Annotated in this window: 18 protein-coding genes; 8 read left to right on the top strand and 10 right to left on the bottom strand. The window is 67.9% G+C overall.

All coding sequences use genetic code 11. The annotated features are described in order from the left end of the window. The first annotated feature begins 211 nt into the window (after positions 1-211). The 5 genes from HUA74_RS04365 to HUA74_RS04345 are packed head-to-tail and all read left to right on the top strand — an operon-like array spanning position 212 to position 5,900. Positions 212-1,975 carry an FAD-dependent oxidoreductase gene (locus HUA74_RS04365; RefSeq protein WP_174453502.1) on the top strand — a complete coding sequence of 588 codons (1,764 nt, stop codon included), beginning with the start codon at positions 212-214 and terminating at the stop codon, positions 1,973-1,975. 42 nt (positions 1,976-2,017) lie between these two features. Beyond that, entirely contained in the window at positions 2,018-3,196 is a 1,179-nt protein-coding gene (locus HUA74_RS04360) for an FAD-dependent oxidoreductase (protein ID WP_174453501.1), read from the top strand. 33 nt (positions 3,197-3,229) lie between these two features. After that, a complete protein-coding gene (locus HUA74_RS04355; RefSeq protein WP_174453500.1) occupies positions 3,230-3,763 on the top strand; it encodes an AidA/PixA family protein in 534 nt (177 codons plus the stop codon). A gap of 60 nt (positions 3,764-3,823) precedes the next feature. Further along, the gene (locus tag HUA74_RS04350) at positions 3,824-4,357 is read left to right on the top strand and encodes an AidA/PixA family protein (RefSeq protein WP_141645800.1); all 534 of its coding nucleotides are present in this window, start codon (positions 3,824-3,826) and stop codon (positions 4,355-4,357) included. Between the two features lie 31 nt (positions 4,358-4,388). Then, a complete protein-coding gene (locus tag HUA74_RS04345; RefSeq protein WP_174453499.1) occupies positions 4,389-5,900 on the top strand; it encodes a peroxidase family protein in 1,512 nt (503 codons plus the stop codon). A 167-nt stretch (positions 5,901-6,067) separates the two neighbouring features. Here HUA74_RS04345 and HUA74_RS04340 read toward each other — a convergent pair whose 3' ends face one another. The 8 genes from HUA74_RS04340 to HUA74_RS04305 all read right to left on the bottom strand — a co-directional run bounded on the left by HUA74_RS04340 (position 6,068) and on the right by HUA74_RS04305 (position 13,196). Further along, positions 6,068-6,412: a hypothetical protein gene (locus tag HUA74_RS04340; protein WP_254624879.1), complete on the bottom strand. Its 345-nt coding sequence runs from the start codon at positions 6,410-6,412 to the stop codon at positions 6,068-6,070. Positions 6,413-6,656: 244 nt separating this feature from the next. Next, complete coding sequence (locus tag HUA74_RS04335; RefSeq protein ID WP_141645803.1) at positions 6,657-7,091, bottom strand: DUF779 domain-containing protein; 435 nt, start codon at positions 7,089-7,091, stop codon at positions 6,657-6,659. Further along, the gene (gene adh / locus HUA74_RS04330) at positions 7,091-8,611 is read right to left on the bottom strand and encodes an aldehyde dehydrogenase (protein ID WP_141645804.1); all 1,521 of its coding nucleotides are present in this window, start codon (positions 8,609-8,611) and stop codon (positions 7,091-7,093) included. Before adh ends, HUA74_RS04335 begins: the two co-directional genes overlap by 1 nt. Positions 8,612-8,858: 247 nt before the next feature. After that, positions 8,859-10,856 (bottom strand): sigma-54-dependent Fis family transcriptional regulator, encoded by a 1,998-nt coding sequence (locus tag HUA74_RS04325; protein WP_174453497.1) that lies wholly within the window; start codon positions 10,854-10,856, stop codon positions 8,859-8,861. A 116-nt stretch (positions 10,857-10,972) separates the two neighbouring features. Next, positions 10,973-11,176: a YtxH domain-containing protein gene (locus tag HUA74_RS04320; RefSeq protein WP_141645806.1), complete on the bottom strand. Its 204-nt coding sequence runs from the start codon at positions 11,174-11,176 to the stop codon at positions 10,973-10,975. Between the two features lie 110 nt (positions 11,177-11,286). Next, entirely contained in the window at positions 11,287-11,664 is a 378-nt protein-coding gene (locus HUA74_RS04315) for a hypothetical protein (protein ID WP_174453496.1), read from the bottom strand. A 117-nt stretch (positions 11,665-11,781) separates the two neighbouring features. After that, positions 11,782-12,519 carry a hypothetical protein gene (locus HUA74_RS04310; RefSeq protein WP_174453495.1) on the bottom strand — a complete coding sequence of 246 codons (738 nt, stop codon included), beginning with the start codon at positions 12,517-12,519 and terminating at the stop codon, positions 11,782-11,784. Further along, a complete protein-coding gene (locus tag HUA74_RS04305; RefSeq protein WP_174453494.1) occupies positions 12,516-13,196 on the bottom strand; it encodes a hypothetical protein in 681 nt (226 codons plus the stop codon). The genes HUA74_RS04310 and HUA74_RS04305 overlap by 4 nt, the downstream gene beginning before the upstream one ends. A gap of 163 nt (positions 13,197-13,359) precedes the next feature. Here HUA74_RS04305 and HUA74_RS04300 point away from each other — a divergent pair, with 163 nt between their 5' ends. Together HUA74_RS04300 and HUA74_RS04295 are read left to right on the top strand one after the other, a co-directional pair. Further along, positions 13,360-14,103 (top strand): DUF6600 domain-containing protein, encoded by a 744-nt coding sequence (locus tag HUA74_RS04300; protein WP_141645810.1) that lies wholly within the window; start codon positions 13,360-13,362, stop codon positions 14,101-14,103. Positions 14,104-14,245: 142 nt separating this feature from the next. Further along, positions 14,246-14,806 (top strand): bacterioferritin, encoded by a 561-nt coding sequence (locus tag HUA74_RS04295; RefSeq protein ID WP_174453493.1) that lies wholly within the window; start codon positions 14,246-14,248, stop codon positions 14,804-14,806. A gap of 4 nt (positions 14,807-14,810) precedes the next feature. On the opposite strand, the gene HUA74_RS04290 is transcribed toward HUA74_RS04295, so the two are convergent. After that, the gene (locus HUA74_RS04290) at positions 14,811-15,875 is read right to left on the bottom strand and encodes a fatty acid desaturase (protein ID WP_141645812.1); all 1,065 of its coding nucleotides are present in this window, start codon (positions 15,873-15,875) and stop codon (positions 14,811-14,813) included. Positions 15,876-16,152: 277 nt separating this feature from the next. Here HUA74_RS04290 and HUA74_RS04285 point away from each other — a divergent pair, with 277 nt between their 5' ends. Beyond that, complete coding sequence (locus tag HUA74_RS04285) at positions 16,153-16,632, top strand: FBP domain-containing protein (protein ID WP_174453492.1); 480 nt, start codon at positions 16,153-16,155, stop codon at positions 16,630-16,632. Positions 16,633-16,638: 6 nt separating this feature from the next. Here the strand turns inward: HUA74_RS04285 and HUA74_RS04280 are convergent, their stop codons facing one another. Next, positions 16,639-18,138 carry a DUF4388 domain-containing protein gene (locus HUA74_RS04280; protein ID WP_174453491.1) on the bottom strand — a complete coding sequence of 500 codons (1,500 nt, stop codon included), beginning with the start codon at positions 18,136-18,138 and terminating at the stop codon, positions 16,639-16,641. Between the last annotated feature and the right edge of the window lies 1 nt (position 18,139).

Here is an 18,139-nt window from a genome sequence, read left to right as displayed (position 1 = left end):
ACGCGTCCGCCCGAAGCCTGACACGTCAGCGATTCCCCAGCGACGACGCCCCGGGACCTCCCAAATCCATTCGCCTGACGCGTCAAGGCCACATCCCCTGCCCCGCATGTCCTTGAAGACAGACACCCAGGACCGGGAAGGACCTTGGTGCACCAATTGCAGCGAACCGGGCCGACGCAAGGCGAATCCCCTCTCCCCTCATGAGGCAGACATGTCGCGAGTCAACCCACCAGCGATGGACACCGGAATGGACGACGGGCTCCAGCTCGACGTGGCCATCATCGGCGCCGGAGTCTCCGGCCTCTATGCGGGCTGGAGACTGCTCGTGGGAGACCTGGCCCCCGAGGGCACCCGCCCCGAGACGGTCCACATCTTCGAGCTGAGCGAGCGCCTGGGTGGACGCATCGAATCCGTCTTCCTCCCTGGCATCTCCCTGGCAGCGGAGATTGGCGGCATGCGCTATCTGCAATCGCATGAGATTGTGAACTCGCTCATCACGAAGGTCTTCGAGCAGGAGGTGACTCCTATCGACTTCCCCCTGGGCGACGACGGCAATCACTACCGCTATCTGCGCGGGCAGCGCTTCAAGGCCAACGAATGGGAGAACGCCCAGGCCGACCGCCGCACGTACAAGACGCGCTACTTCCTACCCGACGCGGTGGTGGGCTTCACCTCGGACCAGCTCTTCAACAAAATCATCTACGACGTGCTCATGGCGGACCCGTGGTTCCGGGAGCGCTATCCAGGCAAGGCCACCTTCACGGCGCCCTATGACTATGCCTTCACCCTGACGGCCCGCGAATGGGATGACGTCAAACCCAACCTGACCTATCACAATACGGGTCCGTACGACGGCCTGAAGGTCAACGACCTGGGCTTCTGGAACCTCATCAAGGACCAGGTGGGCCAGGAGGCCTACGAGTTCCTGTCCGTCGCCGGCGGGTACTACTCCAACACCATCAACTGGAACGCCGCGGAGGCCTTCCCCTACCTCGTGGGCGACTTCTCCAACGCGGAGGTGAAGTACCAGACGCTGGCGGGCGGCTATGACCAGGTCGGCAATGTCCTCGCGCGGCGCTTCCTGGCGCAGGACCCCAGCGGCAAGCGCGCCCATCTCTGGGGACAGAATGGCCTGCGGCGAATCGACCCGGCGCCGGGCGGCAGCCCTTACAAGTACATCCTCACCGTGGCCAATGCCCAGAGCGGCAAGAGCTGGACGGTGTACGCCAAGGCCGTCGTCCTCGCCATGCCCCGCCGCGCCCTGGAGCTGCTGGAGGTAGACCGCTTCTTCGCCACCCCGGAGGTGAGCGAGCAGGTCCGGAAGAACCTCGACTCGGTCATCTCCGAGCCGTCGTTCAAGCTCCTGATGGGCTTCGAGTCTCCCTGGTGGCACGCGGAGTTCAACGCCCTGGCGGGCGAATCCATCACCGACCTGCCGATGCGACAGTGCTACTACTTCGGCACCGACCCCTCGAACAGCCACTCCATCCTGCTGGCCAGCTACAACGACATGCGGACCACCCCCTTCTGGTCCGCGCTGATGGCCTCTCCTCAGCGGAACCTGAAGCGTTTCAAGCCCCGGGCCACGCGACTGGCGTCCCCGGAGTCCCTGGCCCAGGTGGAGTCCCTCCAGGCCCCGGCGGTGATGGTCCAGGAGGCCGTCCACCAGCTCCGGGAGCTGCACGGCCCGGAGAACCCCGTCCCTGACCCGTATGTCTCCTACTTCCGTAACTGGACGGAGGACCCCTACGGCGGCGGCTACCATGCGTGGCAGGCCGGGGTGAGCGTGCGCGAGGTGATGCCCTTCATGCGCCGCCCGGACCCCGCGGAGCGCCTGCACATCTGCGGCGAGGCGTACTCGGACCAGCAGGGCTGGGTGGAAGGCGCCTTCTGCGAGGCGGAGAAGATGCTCCAGGCGCACTTCGGGCTCGCGTGGCCCTCCTGGCTGGACAGCCAATATTACCTCGGTTGGTAAAGCCAGACACCTTCTTCCCTCCAGAACGAAAGCAACGCAAACATGGACTCCTATGACGTGGTGGTCGTGGGCGCGGGCGCCATTGGCCTGTCCGCCGCCTACTGGTGCTCGAAAGCCGGCAAGAAGGTCCTCCTGTTGGACCAGTTCGACTTCGACAACGACTTCTTCTCCTCCAAGGGAGAGTCCCGCTTCTTCCGGGTGATGTACTCCAATCCGCACCTGTCCCTGCTGGCGCAGTCCGCCTATCCGCTCTGGCGGGAGCTGGAGGACGACAGCGGCCTGGATGGCATCCTCAACGACACGTCCCTGCTGTTCTTCGGCCCGCCCAGCGGGGTGAACACACCCGAGGGCGACCTCAAGGACTCCCAGGCCGTCCTCGAGGAGCAGGGCCTGCCCTTCACCCGCCTCACCGCGGCGGACTTCCCGGACCGCTACCCCGCGCTCAAGGGGCTGAGTGACGACGTCGTCGGACTGGTGCAGCCCCAGGCCGGCGTCATCGCGGCGGACCGGGCCCTTCAGGCCCTCGCCCAGCTCTGTCGCAAGCAGGGCGTCACCATGATTCCCCGCCGGACGGTCAGCCGCATCCAGGACGCGCCGGGACAGGTCACCGTCTCCACCGCGCAAGGGGACTACACCGGCAAGAAGCTCATCCTGGTGCCCTCCGCCTGGACCAACCCGGTGCTCGACAGCCTGAACCTCCAGCTGGAGCTGGAGGTCTGGACCATGACGTATGCCTACTTCACGGTGGCCCAATCCCAGTACAACTACCCACTCTGGTTCTACTTCGGCGCGCCCCAGTTCCCTGGCGATGACCAGACGACCTACTACGGCCTGCCCCCGCTCCTGACGCCCGGGCGCCTCAAGGTGGGCACGGACTTCACCTTCCAGAAGTCCCCGCTGCCGCCCACCTCGCCGCCCCAGGCGGACCCTCGGATGGTGGAGCTGCTCAACAGATTCATGCGCGCGCACTTCCAGGGCCTTCAATCCCTGGCACAGGACCCCGTGGGCTGCCTCTACACGATGACCCCCGACTTGAACTTCGTCCTGGATGCCCTGCCCGGCCATCCGGACATCCTCCTGTTCACCGGTGACACGGGGCAGGCGTTCAAGTTCACGCCGCTGCTCGGGAAGATTCTCGCAGAGCTCGCGCTGACGGGCGTCACCCAGTTCAACATCCAGCCCTTCTCCATCCAGCGCCCCGGAATCCTGCGGCCCCGCTGAGCCCTCTCACCCCGCCTCAATCAGGAGTGGTCCATGCCGGATACTGAAAATACAGCCAACGTCCTCGTCGTCGTGGATGCGGAGAGCATCTACCAGGCCTACCAGGGGAAGTTCAGCACGGACGCCAACAGGCCCGTGTCCCTGGGCGAGAGCACGCCCTACATCTACATGTTCGTCCGCCAGGACGAGGTGCTCTCCGGACAGGCGACGGATGACCTGGTCATCACCCTCAACACCAACAACAACATCCGCTGGCGCATCACCTCGCTGACCGGGAACACGCGCTTCAGCGTCGCGCTCAGCCAGTGCAACATCCTCCGGGGCGTGGGGCTCATCACCCAGCCCGGCCTCATCGAGCCCACGGTGACGGTGCCCCTCCCGTCGGTGAATGGCTTCCAGGTGACCATCAACCAGACGCAGACCTATACGGACGCCTATTTCCAGGCGACGGCGGTGAACCCCTCGCCGCCCAATGTCTCGTACCAGTTCTCGTTCGTCCTGGCGAACAACGACGGGAACATCCTGAGCTACTTCTCGTGGGATCCGCAGATCTCCATCACCTCATGAAGTCATCGGCGGGCTCGCCGATGGTGTCTGGCTTCTTCTTCCGAAAGGATTGGATGCGATATGGGACAGGATAACGGCTTCATCGATGTGCTCACCGTGGTGGACGTGGACAAGGTCATCGGCAAGTACGGCCCCAACGCGTCGCTCGACAACCCCGGGGTGGCCATCGCGGACTGTGTGTACATGCTCGTCCGGCGGGACTCGGCCGTGGGGGCGGAGGCGATATCCGAGCTGACGGTCGCCGCGAAGACCAACGACAACCTCCGGTGGCGGCTGGCGTCGCTGACGCTCAACACGCGCTACAGCGCCCTGCTCTACAAGATGAATGTCTCCGGAAACGCGCAGTGCATCACCCAGCCCCAGCCTCTGGTGTCCCACATCAAGGTGCCAGTCCCCGAGGTGTCGGGCGGGCAGAGCAGCGGCTTCAACGTGCAGCCCTACGTGGACTTCTTCTTCCAGTCCACCGCGATGCTGCCCACCGCCACGCTCCCCGGCGGGCGGGTGACCTACCAGCTCTATCTCCAGGTGACGGACAACCAGGGCAACAAGGTGGGCACCTACTCGTGGGACCCGTACATCACCATCACGTCATAGGCCGCGCTTCCCATTCACGAGGAGACCCATCATGAGTGACAAGAACCGGCCCTCGGGCCACACCGCGCTGCCTGGGAGCGGCTGTCCATTCCACCGGGGTGCGGGAAACGCGATGCTGTCCAAGACGCCCTCCGGCAACCTGGTGCGCCCCCACGGCGGTGTGGGCACGGCCGTCTCCAACAAGTCCGCGCAGTCGCTGAGCGGAGACAACGGCCCCGTCGTCTCCGACTTCTTCCGCATGTTCCCGGACCTGGGCCCTTCCCTCTTCAACGTGGAGGACCTCCGGGCGCTCACCCTGCCTGGAGGCCCCATGGATGTGGCCAACCAGGGCCGGGGCCTCCCCCAGGACAACCCCACCATCCCCGCGGGCTACACGTTCCTGGGCCAGTTCCTGGACCACGACCTGACGTTCGACGTCTATTCGAACATCAATGGCCGGGACACCCAACCCAACCAGACGCGGGATGCCATCACCCCCACCCTGGACCTGGGCAACATCTATGGCCGGGGGCCCGTGCAGGACGCCTTCCTCTTCGACCAGAAGGACGGCGCCACGCTGCTGTTCGGCCGGCCCGACAATCCGGACGGCGACGTGCTCCGCAACTCACAGGGCACGGCCATCATCGGAGACCCGCGCAATGACGACAACATGTTCGTCGACCAGCTCCACCTGGCCGTCATCAAGTTCCACAATCAGGTGGTCAAGGACCTGTCGAGCCAGTTCTCCGGAGGGGCGCTCTTCACCGAGGCGTCGCAGCGCGTGCGCTGGCATTACCAGTGGATTGTCTACCACGACTTCGTGCGCCGCTTCGTCGGGGATGAGCTGTATGGGAAGCTGGTGAGTCAGGGCCCGCAGTACTTCCCGCCCAACCTCCAGGCGATTCCCATCGAGTTCTCTGCGGCCGCCTACCGCATGGGCCACGCGACGATTCGCGAGTTCTACCAGGTCAATGACAACTACAAGGGCGCGCAGATTTTCGACCTGCACCAGCCCGGGACGTTCCTGAGCCCGGAGAAGCGCGTGGACTGGAAGTACTTCTTCGACACCGACTCCCGCGTCACGCCCCAGGGCGCCAAGCTGTTCGACACGCTGGTGGCGTCGGAGCTGCTTCAGCTGCCCCAGGCCCTCATCCCCGGCTTCGACAATCCCCAGTATCAGGGCAAGCCGGATCCGCTCTACCTGTCGCTGCCGGGCCGCAACCTGCTGCGCCAGAATGAGTTCACCCTGCCGGCGGGACAAACGGTCGCCAAGGCGCTGGGGACGACCCAGTACTCCAATTCCCAGTTGGGCTTGCCGACGAACTGGGGGAGCACGCTGGCGCCGCTCTGGTACTACATCCTCAAGGAGGCGAAGCTCGCCAACCAGGGCCGCTTCCTCGGGCCCGTGGGCGGTCGCATCGTGGGCGAGACGTTCTTCAGCGTGCTCATCAACGACCCCCAGTCCTTCCTGCACAACAAGGGCTGGAAGCCCACCTACGGCACGGGCGGCGACTTCACCATCGTGGACCTGCTGCGCATCGCGGACGCGTACAAGTCCTCCTGAGGTTCCCCCGGGCACGACTGTCTCCGGGCCCTGTATCGGGCCCGGAGACGCTCGCGCACCTCGGGGCTACTTGCCCCAGCGGAGCAGCTTCGTGCGGGCCGTCTCGGAGAGCCCCCTCGCGGAGACTCCCCCAAGCACGACCTCAAAGAGCGCGCTTTTGCCGCGACTCAGTGCGTCTCGACGTAGATCTGGTCGAGGGTCGGGCTGAGGCCCTGGTTCTGGACATACAGGCGCGCGCCGGGCCAGGCGCAGTTCAGGCTCGTGGGATAGACCTGATTCGGCGCCAGCAGGATGGAGATGTTGTTGGCGCCACAGTACGCGTTGAAGCGCGTGGAGCGGGTGGCGGACATGTTCCGGACATAGAACGGCGTCACACCGAACAGCCAGGTCGAGAAGTCACGCGTCTGACCGCCAGCGATGAACGCGCTCTCCACGGCCTGCGTCGCCTCACCCATCTCCGGGCTCTGAGCGGCCTCTTCCGGCGTGTATTCCCCGCCGCACCCAACGGCCATCAGAGACACCACTCCCACAACTCCAAACGTATTGAACAGCTTCATGACTTCCCCCTCATTTCGAGTTGCCCCTGTGTTGGGGCCTGCACTCTGTATAAGTACTCTCACGCAGTGTAAATGGTGTATTCATGACACCGCATGGGTCTGATTTGAGGGGATGATTGTCATTGGCCGTGCCGTAACATGAAGAGTTACGGTCGGGTGGCGGGCGACCCGGGCCCGACTTCGAGCCCGGGACCCTTGCTCACTCCGGTGGTCCCCGCCTTGGCGGTGGCTGGGTTTTCATGCGCTCGTATTCCTCATCCGTGAAGACACGGCTGCGCGTGAGGAAGCGCACGCCCAGGGGCGACTCCAGGCTGAAGCCCGCGCCCCTTCCAGGCACCACGTCCAGCGTCAGGTGCGTGTGCTGCCAGACCTCGAACTGCGCGCCGCCGATGTAGACGGGGCAGCCCTCGACGTCGCCCAGGAAGACATCCCGCTGACCGACACGGAACTCCCCCGCCGGATAACACATGGGGGCACTGCCATCGCAGCAGCCGCCGGACTGGTGGAACATCAGCGGACCATTCGCGGCACGCAGGGAGCGGATGACGGCGGCGGCCTCGGGCGTCACCGCCACCCGGGCCACCTCCTGCTCCGTCTGCCCACCCGCGCCGGGCCCGGCACGGGTGTCACTCATCAGAAGAACCCCATCGCCTTCGGGCTGTAGCTGACGAGCAGGTTCTTCGTCTGCTGGTAGTGGTCCAGCATCTTCCGGTGCGTCTCGCGGCCGATGCCCGACTGCTTGTAGCCGCCGAACGCCGCGTGCGCCGGGTACAGGTGGTAGCAGTTGGTCCACACGCGGCCCGCCTCGATGGTGCGGCCCGCGCGGTACGCGGTGTTCGTGTCACGCGTCCACACGCCGGCGCCCAGGCCATACAGCGTGTCGTTGGCGATGCGCATCGCGTCGTCGAAGTCCTTGAACGTGGTGACGCTCACCACCGGTCCGAAGATCTCCTCCTGGAACACGCGCATCTTGTTGTGGCCCTGGAACACCGTGGGCGCCACGTAGTAGCCGCCCTTGAGGTCGCCCGGCAGACTCACGCGCTCGCCGCCCATGAGGACCTTGGCGCCCTCCTTCTTGCCGATGTCGATGTAGCCGAGAATCTTCTCGAGCTGATCATTCGACGCCTGCGCGCCCAGCTTCGTCTCCGTGTCCAGCGGGTTGCCCGGGCTGACCTTCTTCACGCGCTCCAGCGCCCGCTCGATGAACTGGCCGTAGATGCCCTCGCCCACCAGCGCGCGCGACGGACACGTGCAGACCTCACCCTGGTTCAGCGCGAACATGGAGAAGCCCTCCATCGCCTTGTCCAGGAAGTCGTCGTCGTGCGCCATGACGTCGTCGAAGAAGATGTTCGGGCTCTTGCCGCCCAATTCCAGCGTCACCGGGATGAGGTTCTCACTCGCGTACTGGAGGATGAGCCGGCCCGTCGTCGTCTCACCGGTGAAGGCGATCTTCGCCACGCGAGGGCTGCTCGCCAGCGGCTTGCCCGCCTCGACGCCAAAGCCGTTGACGATGTTGAGGACACCTTCGGGCAGCAGGTCCTGGATGAGTTCGGCCAGGACGAGGATGCTCGCGGGCGTCTGCTCCGCGGGCTTGAGCACCACGCAGTTGCCCGCCGCCAGAGCCGGCGCCACCTTCCACACCGCCATCAGGATGGGGAAGTTCCACGGGATGATCTGCCCCACCACGCCCAGGGGCTCGTGGAAGTGATACGCGACGGTGTCGTGGTCCAACTCGCCCACCGTGCCTTCCTGCGCGCGGATGCAGCCGGCGAAATAGCGGAAGTGGTCGATGGCCAGCGGCAGGTCCGCCGCGAGCGTCTCGCGGACCGGCTTGCCGTTGTCCCAGGCCTCCGCCACCGCGAGCATCTCCAGATTCTGCTCCATGCGGTCGGCGATCTTCAGCAGGATGTTCGAGCGCGCGGTGGGTGACGTGCGGCCCCACGAGACGCGCGCCGCGTGCGCCGCATCCAGCGCCAGGTCGATGTCCTCCGCGGTGGAGCGAGGAATCTCGCAGAAGACCTGCCCCGTCACGGGCGAGATGTTCTCGAAGTACTGCCCGCGCTTCGGCTCGACCCAGCGACCGCCGATGAAGTTCTGATAGCGGGCCTTGAACTTCACCTTCGAGCCAGGCTGATTGGGGGCGGCGTAGATCATGAACGCTCTCCTTGCGGGTGGGGCTGCGGGTGGAAGCCGTGCCCCCCAGAGCAGCGCGCATGCCACGCCCCGCACCACCGACGTCGCGGCGCGTCGTGTCCCGCGATGCGACACCTCTGTCCGCTCCGCGTGGAGCACCTCGCGACAGTGTCGCGCGCGGGTGTGCCACCGCACGGATGGAATGTTCCGATGAGGACGAGCCACCGTCCCCTCGCGGACCCACGGCGCGCCTACGGGAAAGCTCGCATCACGAGCGCGGAGGGAGCACCAACCCGAAGCGCTCCACCATCCGGTACAGCGTGCTGCGAGCAATCCCCAGCAGCCGCGCCGCGCGGGCCACGTTCCCACCACTGCGAGACAGCGCGTCGAGAATCGCGTGGGCCTCCAGCTCCCTGAGGCCCGGGGAGGCCACGGGCTCGACGGGTGGCGGGGACACGGGTGGCACGTGCGCGGGTGCTCGCCCCAGCTCGGGCGGAAGCGCGGCCGCGTTCACCACGGGCGCTCCTCCTGCTCGGACCAGGGCCATGCGGAGCACCGTCTTCAGCTCCCGCACGTTGCCCGGCCAGGCGTGTGCCCGCAGACGAGCCAGCGCCTCTGCGGACAGCGTGCTCGCGGGATGGCCTCCTTCGACGGACAGCCCACTCAACAACGACCGGGCCAGCTCCGGCAGGTCCACCCGCTCGCGCAGCGGCGGCAAGCGAAGGACCGCGCCTTGGAGGCGATAGTAGAGGTCGCTCCGGAAGGTGCCCGCGCTCACGGCCGCTTCGAGGTCCCGACACGTGGCGCCGATGAGTCGGAAGCGCGAGTGCCGCACGCGCGACTCGCCGACACGCGAGTACCCGCCATCCTCCAGCACACGCAACAGCGTCACCTGCAGCGCCGCGGGCATCTCCGCGAGCTCATCGAGGAAGAGCGTGCCTCCATCCGCAGCCGCCAGCTTGCCTTCGGCCCCACCCGCGCGAGCCCCCGTGAAGGCTCCCGGCGCATGACCGAACAGCTCGCTCTCCAGCAACGAAGCGGAGAGCGCGCCACAGTTGACGGCGACGAAGGGTCCGGAGGCCACCGCGCTCGCGGCATGCACCGCGCGCGCGAGCAACTCCTTGCCCGTACCCGTCTCCGAGAGCAGCAACACCGGCAGCGTCGTGGGAGCGAAGCGCGCGGCCTCTCGCAGCGTCGCGCGGTGCTCCGGGTCACTCCCCTTCAGCGCGGCCCAGGCCCCTCCATCGGGCCCGCTCTCGGCCACCTCGGGCGGCATCCGCGCCGTGACGCGCGTCGCACGAGGCTCCAGCCGCACCAGCACCGCGAGCGCCGAGTCCCCCTCCCCCACCGCTTCCGCGTGGACCCGCCACGTCGCACCCGAGGCCTGATGACGCGCCTCCAGCGCGTGGCCTCTCAACGCCGCGTCCTTCAACGCCCGCCAGGACAAGCCGAGCATCCGAGTCGGCGACACGTCCCCCGGGGATGACTCCAGGCCGAGCAGCGAGCGCGCCGCGCCATTGAGACGCCGCACGCGACCCGGCGGCTCGATGAGCAGCACCGGGCCGTCCTCGCGCGACAGGTGGGCATCCACTTCCCCTCGCGCGGCCGCCGCCACACGCGCCCACGCCACCTCGCGCAGTCGCGCCTCCGCCGAGTGAGCGATGCTCGCCACCGCCACCAGCACCAGCGGGTCCGCGCCACTCGCGGGCCCGGTGACGTCCAGCACGCCGACGACTTCGCCGAACGGGTCTCTCACCGGCGCGGCGTAACAGACCAGCCCATGGTGCCGCTGCGCATAGTGCGCGGGCCCCACCACCGCCACGGCCGAGGACTCCACCAGCGCGGTGCCAATCGCATTGGTGCCTCGCGACACCTCGTCCCAACAGGCCCCGGCCACCAGTCGCACGTAGTCGGCGTGGTCCCTGAAGTCGCCCCCCGAGCTGCGCGTCGCGAGGATGACGCCCTCCCGGTCCGCGAGCAGCGCCACCCGCCCTGACGGCATGGGCGCGGCGGCGAGCACGTCCAGGATGTCACGGACCTCGTGCCACACCGGCTCCAGGCGGGCTCGCCGCTCGATGAGCGCGACGCCGGCGACACTGGGCCCCTCGTCGGGCAGGCCCGTGCTCGGAGCGCCGAGCGCGCGTGAGCGTTGCCAGCGGGAGAGTATCGGCGGTGCCTCTGGAACCGAGGCCACGTCCTCGTCGAGCGCGCCGACGAGAAACTGCTCCCACAGGTGCGCGGAGGCGCTGAGCGTGAGCGTTCCCATGGGGCTGATTATTCAGCCAGTCCCCACGCTGACGGCAACCCACGGCCTTCCCGAAACGCGACTGCTGAACCAACGCGGTGCGGCGTCCGGGAAGGCCAGGGGCCTACACCTCCGAGCTACTTGTCGGTGGCGTCTTCAATCTTGTCGCCCGCCTCCTCGGCGGCGTCCTCGACCTTGTCGCCCACCTTCTCGGCGGTGTCCTCGGTCTTGTCCGCGGCGCGCTCCGCATCATCCTTCGCGCTCTCACGGGTGTTGCGGTGGCAGCCCACTCCGAACGTCAGGGAACCCACCACCAGGGCCAGCAGCATCTTCGCCTGCACCGTCAGCTCCTCGCGTGACGACGCCCGGGCTTTCGCCCCGGCGTCGCATTTGTGCGCGGGAAACTAGTCACGACGCGCGGACTGCCAAGTGCTCACCGCCGGGCTTCCACTCAGAAAACGCACATGCCATTCGCGCCGCAGGTGCCTTGCAGCCCCTCGCAGACGCAGTTCCAGTCGCCGCCGCAGCGGTAACCCGTGCACTGCGAGCCCGGGCCACCGCCACCGCCACCACCGCCTGGATCCGGGTACGTGTACACGCAGTAGAAGTCGACGCAGACGGCGGTCGCCGCCTCGGGGCAGTTCGCCTCGCAGTTCCAGTCTCCGCCACACCGAGCCGGCCCACAGGTGAGCAACGAAGCCTGTGAGCTGGAGCCCTCGCGAGAGACCAGCTCCTCCTCGACCAACTCCGCCAGCGCGGGCGGCGCGGCCAGCGCGAAGGCGAGCACCACGGCAAGGCTCCAGGGATGCGACAAGCGACGCGAAGACATGAGCGGCTCCTCCAGGTGACCCGTCGGGCTTCATTTCAAGGCCCGCACGGGGAGTGCGAGCCTAGCACCCCCGCGACGAGGCCTCCGCGCGCGGCTTCACTTGAAGCACTTCGAGCGTCAGGGAGTAGGGCTCGCGACGGCGCGTGGTTCGGCGAGCCACTGCGCCAGGACCTTCGCATCGAGCGACTCGACGCCAAACGATGCCGGACCACAGCGCACGCCGCCATCCCGCTCGCGAACGAGTGGGTCCCGCGCGAACACCACGATGACCGGCTTTCCCTCGGGGCTCACGTGCGGAACCACGTACTGCGCTTCCACGATGGGGCGAAGAGAGGGGTCTGCGAGCAGCTTCCGGGTGAGCTGCCCGTCCGGTGTCCCCGCCTTGAGCTGGTCCCGGGCCTCTTCACAGAGCCAGCGCGCGGTCCGCGTGCCCTCCGGTTCAATCCCTGGCCACGAGCTGCGCACCAGGCGCGCGCGCCCCGACATCAGCCAGCCCACGTGATGTCCGATTCCCACCGAGGCCATCGTCGCGGCGAAGAGCAACACCCCGAGCAGCAGCAGCGACACGCTCCAGCGCGGGCGCCACACGGAGGCCTCTGGCGCCTCGGCGTGGAGCTGACGCCACAACCACCGGAGGAACAGATGCGAGCCCGCGGCGAGCACCGCCGCCACGAGCAGGAACTCGGCGATGGCGCCCCAGCGGAACGTCACCTCCGGCAACACCTGCTGGAGGAAGGACAGCCAGCCGAAGGCGAGCAGAAAGGGCACCTTCATGACCCAGACCTGCCCCATGCACAGGAAGATCATCATCACGAAGATGACGCCCAGGAAGGTCACGCCCTTTTTCGACTTCACGGCGCGCCCTCCGCCACGAACGAGCGATGGATGTCCTCGACGGGGAGGCGCCGAAGGTCGCCGTCGGTGAAGAGCACCCAGCGCTCACGGCCGAAGATGCCCGGCTCGTACGCCAGGGGCGTCGCGGGCGCGTCCGCCTTCTGCCCTCCGATGTAGATGAAGTGCAGGCCGGAGTCCCCAAGCACCTTCCAGCGCGCCGCGGGAAGCTCGGTGCCCAGGTCGCTCTTCGGAAAGTCGCGCCCATGTTCGGCGGCATAGGCCCACAGCGCCACGCGCAGCTCATCCAGACGCTGACGCCGCGCCTGGACCAGCAGGTCCGCGTCCGAGGGGGGTGGCGCGGGGATGACCTGGTAGGTCGCGCCCTTCTTCTCCCAGGCGCCCGGGGTCATCAGCTCGCGGCCACCGGCAATCATCGACAGGACGAGCTGAAGGCCCAGCCCGACCAGGAACACCAGCGCGAGCGAGGCCCTGTAGCTCAGCCTCGGCAACCGGGGCACATCCCGTCGCAGCCAGTTCCACAAGCCCCAGACGCCCAGCGACACGAGCAGGAAGACGGCGATGAAGAAGGAGATGGCCTCCAAGCGCTGCTCGGCGATCTCCGTGAACAAGAAGCTGGGCATGCCCGCCAGGGCCACCGCTGGGGTCAGCAGCACGACGGAGAGGAGGAGCTTGTTCACGCGCACGGAGGGCAGTCTGCCTCGCCCGGGTGACAGGAAGTCAACCAGGGGGCCGGCGCGCGCTGGGCAGCCGAGCATTCCAGGCATCGCCCCCGAGGGTCTCTGCGTTCAAGGAGAAGGCACATCCTGAGGCGTGACGGATATCCATCACGGAGGGCCGACGATGCGCACCTGGAATGAAACCTGGCGCTGGCTGCGCCTGGGTGGCGTGAGCGCGGGCGCGCTGCTGGCGGGGCTCGGCTGCGCGATGGGGCCCGAGGAGTTCGGTCCCCAGTTGAAGTCGACGTCCACGACGCTGGGCAGCAACATCTCCATCTTCCGCGATGTGATGGCGCCGCATGGCGAGTGGCTCCAGCTCCCCGAGGTGGGCTGGGTGTGGCGCCCCGACGCGAAGCTCGTGGGCCTGGACTTCGTGCCCTACGCCACCTCCGGCCAGTGGGTGTTCAGCGACTGGGGTTGGACGTTCCAGAGCGACTGGGACTGGGGCTGGGCGCCCTTCCATTACGGCAGGTGGTTCGTCGCTCCCTCGGAGGGCTGGGTCTGGTGGCCCGACGACGAGTGGGCCCCTTCCTGGGTGGACTGGCGCTGGGGGGAGGGCCTCGCCGGTTGGCAGCCCATGCCCCTGCCAGGCATGAACGTCCGCCGCCCCTGGACCTTCGTCGCCACGAGCGACCTGGTGCAACCCGATGTCAGCCGCTACCTGGTTCCACCGGACCAGGAGGCCGCGCTGGTGGCGAAGACCCAGCCGGTGGGCGCGCGGGTGACAGGGCGGACGGGCCAGTGGAACGTGGGCCCCGAGCCCGACGAGGTGGCGAGCGCCACCGGAGCCCCCGTGCCCCACACGGGCCCGATAGCACCGCCCACGGGGCAGCCTCCCATCGCGGGGCCACACTCGGCGGCGCGGTAGCGGGCACGCCGCGCCACGGCGAACAGAAAGCTCCTTCCGGGGGGCGGGACGGGCAGGCCCGGGACGTCATGAGCGAGGGTGGTCGACCCCGCCCCCGAGGTCCCAGCTTCCTGTCACGCATTCGCCGAAAGGAGACCAGGACATGCCCGAGACGCAGCCCTTCGTCAGCGACCTCCAGGAGATCCGCCGTCGAGCCCGTGAGCACCTGGAGGAAGGCGCCCTCACCGAGAACTACGAGGGCGATGTGAACACGACGCTCAAGCTGCTCAACGACGCGCTCGCCACGGAAATCGTCTGCGTGCTGCGCTACACGTACCACTACGTGTCCGCGATGGGCATCCACAGCGAGGCGGTGAAGGAGGAGTTCGGGGAGCACGCGCGCGAGGAGCAGGAGCACGCGCTGCGGCTCGCCGAGCGCATCAACCAGCTCGGGGGGCGCCCGGACTTCAACCCCGACGGCCTGCTGTCACGCAGCTCCAGTCAGTACGTCGAGGGGCAGAACCTGGTGGACATGATTCGAGAGAATCTGGTCGCGGAGCGCATCGCCATCGAGACGTACCGCGACCTGATTCGCTACTTCTCGGACAAGGACCCCACCACGCGGCGGCTCCTCGAGGACATCCTCGCCAAGGAAGAGGAGCACGCCAACGACATGCATGACCTGCTGGTGGCGCACCAGGGTCAGCCCATGCTCAACAACTGAGCCGTCACGACACCGCGTGCCCCTCGGAGGAGACCGCGCTCCGGGGAGGCACGTCGGCCCGCGCCGCCCAGGCGCGGACGTTGGCGTCGCGGTAGCGCACCATCCGCCCGAGTGACGGCTCCCACAGGTTCAGCCGCAGGCAATGGACGATGTCGCGCGGGCTCAGCGTCGTGACGTGGGGGTTCTGCAGCTCGGGGATGGCGGCCATCGCCTCCGGGAGTCGATAGAACGGGATGCGCGGGTTCAGGTGGTGCACGTGGTGGTAGCCGATGTTGCCGGTGAACCACGCCATCACCTTGCCGCAGCGCAGGTAGCTGGAGGCCTCCAGCGCGGCATCCGCGTGGGTCCACTGCCCCTCCGGTAGGATGCGGACCTCGTCGAAGTTGTGCTGCGAATAGAACAGGTACGTGCCCAGCGCGTAGGCGAGGAGCAGCGGGCCCACGAAGGCGAACAGGTACACGGCGGGGCCGAAGAAGACCCAGAGCGCCACGGACAGGGCCACGTGTACGCCGAGCGCGAGCCCGGAGGTCCAGTAGCGCTTCGGGTCCTTCACGAAGGGCACCAGGCACAGGCTGATGAGGAACGCGGTGACGTAGCCGAACAGGATGGTCACCGGGTGGCGCTCCACCGCATAGCCCAGCCGCTGCCAGCCGGACGCCTTGCGCCACTGCTCGGTGGTCCACGTCGCGAACGTGCCCGCGGAGTCCGCGGCGATGCGCGCCGTGTTCGCGTGGTGGTGGTTGTGCGTGTCGTTCCAGATGCGCGCGGGCGTGAGCGTCAGGATGCCCTGCACCTGGAAGAGGACCTTCGCCCAGCGCGACGAGGGCAGCAGCGCCCCGTGCATGGCGTCATGGAAGAGGATGAACGCGCGGATGAGGACGAGCGCCTCCAGCACGCCGCCCACGACGCGCAGGGGCCACCAGGGCGCGGCCACCGCCAGCGTCACGGCCGCGGCGAGCGCGGCATAGGTGGCCGCCAGGTTCCAACCCGAACGCGCCACATCCTGCACGGCGAAGGGACGTGTCCGGGCAATGAGCTCCTTGCTCGACGGCGGTGCGACTCGTTCCATTGAGAGGGGCTCCTACGAGGTGGGGTGTGTCCGGCCCTGCGCCGGATGAAGCGCCATGGTTCTCCCATCGCCATGTCACGCGCGGGTCAGCCGTTGAAACGACGTGCGAATGGACCCAGATGACGCGACTCGCCGTGTGCAATGGCATGCACAGTCGCGTGGGATGGGGCCCCTTCTCCCCTGGCAACCAGGGGACGAGGGGCCTGGCTTCCTGGTGGGTTTGGGTAGAATCGGGGGCCGCTGGCTGTTAGGTCGAGACGTTCTCCAAGGAGCAGCCGTGTTCCGATTCGAAACCGACCGGGACCTCATCCAGTCCTTTCGTCCGAGAGACCGCCGCGTCATGGAAATGCCGCCGGGTCTCATCTTCCCCTTGTTCGTTCGTGACTACCTGGCCTGGACGGAGACGTCCGGCGCGCGCGTGTACCTGGTCTTCTCCGCGCCCGGCAGCCACCAGCCCATCGGCATCATCTTCCGGCGCGATACCGGAGGAGGTCTCGATGTCGCCCGCATGTGCGAGTGGTGCCACAACTACGGCTCGTCGCACGCGGTGGACCTGCTCACCACCGACGTGAACAGCAAGCGCCGCGTGGGCATCAGCCTCTGCGTCGACCTGCGCTGCAAGGACAAGCTGGAGGACGAGGCCAACCGCGGCGGCCGAAACACCCTCGCGGCGCTGGACCAACTCCGGGCCCGGATGTACCGCTTCGCGAACGAGGCGCTCGGCATCGAGGCCAGGCCCGCCGCGCCCGCCGCCTAGCAGCGACTACGCGACAAAGGCGCTGGCCCGCTGCACCTGGGGCACGCCGGGCAGCATGGGCGCGGGGTTGAGGGCCTGCACGAGCAGCGACCTCAGCGCCTCGCCCAGGTCGTCCACCACGCTCAGTGCCCCGGCGGGGGCGCCCTGGAGCGCCGCGGGCACCTCCGCGCCCACGACGACAATCGGCATCCGCGCCTCCCACGCCAGATAGTGCGCCAGTCCCACCGCCGGCTCCGACACGTCCAGCAGCAACGCGCCCACCGCGCCCGCGCTGAAGGGGCGCCACAGGGGCCGTGCCGCCTCGGCCGGAGGCAGCGTGCAGAAGTCCAGCCGCAGCACCTCGCTGAGCACCAGTCGCCCCAGTGTCCCGAAGCCGCTCTTCACGGCCGTGGGCTCCGCCGACAAGGCCTCCAGGCCCGGCACGCGGGCCATCACCCGCCGCGCCGCCGACGAGCCGCTGCCGCAGACGAAAATCTTGGCGGTCGCCACCCTCGACGGAGCCTTCGTCCGGAGGATGCGGCCTCGCAGGGCATGCACCTCCGCGGCGCCCAGCAGCTCGTTGGCGTTCGCGTCCATGCCGTGTACGTCCGCCGGCCTCGCCACGCCCCGCTGCATCAGGGTGGACAGCACCCCCAGCACTTCCAGGTCCGTGGCGGGCGCCAGGTCCAGCACCTCGCCCAGCGCGCGCGGCTGGCGCAGCAGGTCCACCACCTGCGCCGTCACCGGGTGCTGGTCCTGTTGCAGCTCCACGTCCGGCGCCAGCATCAGCCGCGTGTGGCGCGGCGGCAGGCCCGGCATCAGGCGATTCACCTCGTCCGACTGGCGCATGCCTTCCAGCAGCGCGTCGTCCATGGCGCGGTTGATGCGAGCCTTCGCCGCGCTGGCGCCTGGGGAGAACGTGAAGGTCCCATCGCCCCAGGCCAGCAGGCGGAACAGCGCCTTCTCACCTTCCACCCGCCCCAGCTTCGAATTCACCGGGCGGCCCTCCACCACGTGGATTTCGCCGCGCTCGTTGCCCCGCTCCAGCGAGAGCTTCCCGCTGCGCCGGTTCATCCCGAGCAACTGCATCAGGTCCGGGATGCTGAGCTGGCTGAGGGAGCCTTCGATTTCCTGCTGCTCGACCTTGAGGTCCTTGGCCGCCTCGTTGCGCCGGAAGATGTGCTCGATGCGGCTGAGCACTTCGTCCAGGTTGAAGGGCTTGCGCAGGTAGCCATCCCGCAGGCCGCGATACCGGTCCCCGTCGAAGCTCGACGTGGTGAGCACCACCGGGATGTCCTCGGTGCGCGGGTTGGTGCGCAGAATCTGGATGAAGGTGCGCGCCTCCAGCAGCCGGCAGTTCTCATCGAACAGCGTGAGGTCCGGGTGGCGCAGCACCGCCACCTCCAGCGCCCGGGAGCCATCCGGCGCGTAGTGAACCTGATAGCCCTTGGTGCGCAGCTCGCGGGACAGCGCGCGCACGGACTCAAGGTCGGGGTCGGCGATGAGGATCTTCCGGACCTGGGCCATG

This window comes from Myxococcus sp. CA051A (genome assembly GCF_013336705.1).
Taxonomy (GTDB): Bacteria; Myxococcota; Myxococcia; order Myxococcales; family Myxococcaceae; genus Myxococcus; species Myxococcus llanfairpwllgwyngyllgogerychwyrndrobwllllantysiliogogogochensis.
This window is presented reverse-complemented; position numbering and strand designations above follow the sequence as displayed.

Coding starts and splice junctions, on each gene's coding strand:
- HUA74_RS04365 (WP_174453502.1), top strand. CDS start 212: ATGTCGCGAGTCAACCCACCAGCGATGGACACCGGAATGGACGACGGG.
- HUA74_RS04360 (WP_174453501.1), top strand. CDS start 2,018: ATGGACTCCTATGACGTGGTGGTCGTGGGCGCGGGCGCCATTGGCCTG.
- HUA74_RS04355 (WP_174453500.1), top strand. CDS start 3,230: ATGCCGGATACTGAAAATACAGCCAACGTCCTCGTCGTCGTGGATGCG.
- HUA74_RS04350 (WP_141645800.1), top strand. CDS start 3,824: ATGGGACAGGATAACGGCTTCATCGATGTGCTCACCGTGGTGGACGTG.
- HUA74_RS04345 (WP_174453499.1), top strand. CDS start 4,389: ATGAGTGACAAGAACCGGCCCTCGGGCCACACCGCGCTGCCTGGGAGC.
- HUA74_RS04340 (WP_254624879.1), bottom strand. CDS start 6,412: ATGGCCGTTGGGTGCGGCGGGGAATACACGCCGGAAGAGGCCGCTCAG.
- HUA74_RS04335 (WP_141645803.1), bottom strand. CDS start 7,091: ATGAGTGACACCCGTGCCGGGCCCGGCGCGGGTGGGCAGACGGAGCAG.
- adh (WP_141645804.1), bottom strand. CDS start 8,611: ATGATCTACGCCGCCCCCAATCAGCCTGGCTCGAAGGTGAAGTTCAAG.
- HUA74_RS04325 (WP_174453497.1), bottom strand. CDS start 10,856: ATGGGAACGCTCACGCTCAGCGCCTCCGCGCACCTGTGGGAGCAGTTT.
- HUA74_RS04315 (WP_174453496.1), bottom strand. CDS start 11,664: ATGTCTTCGCGTCGCTTGTCGCATCCCTGGAGCCTTGCCGTGGTGCTC.
- HUA74_RS04300 (WP_141645810.1), top strand. CDS start 13,360: ATGCGCACCTGGAATGAAACCTGGCGCTGGCTGCGCCTGGGTGGCGTG.
- HUA74_RS04295 (WP_174453493.1), top strand. CDS start 14,246: ATGCCCGAGACGCAGCCCTTCGTCAGCGACCTCCAGGAGATCCGCCGT.
- HUA74_RS04290 (WP_141645812.1), bottom strand. CDS start 15,875: ATGGAACGAGTCGCACCGCCGTCGAGCAAGGAGCTCATTGCCCGGACA.
- HUA74_RS04280 (WP_174453491.1), bottom strand. CDS start 18,138: ATGGCCCAGGTCCGGAAGATCCTCATCGCCGACCCCGACCTTGAGTCC.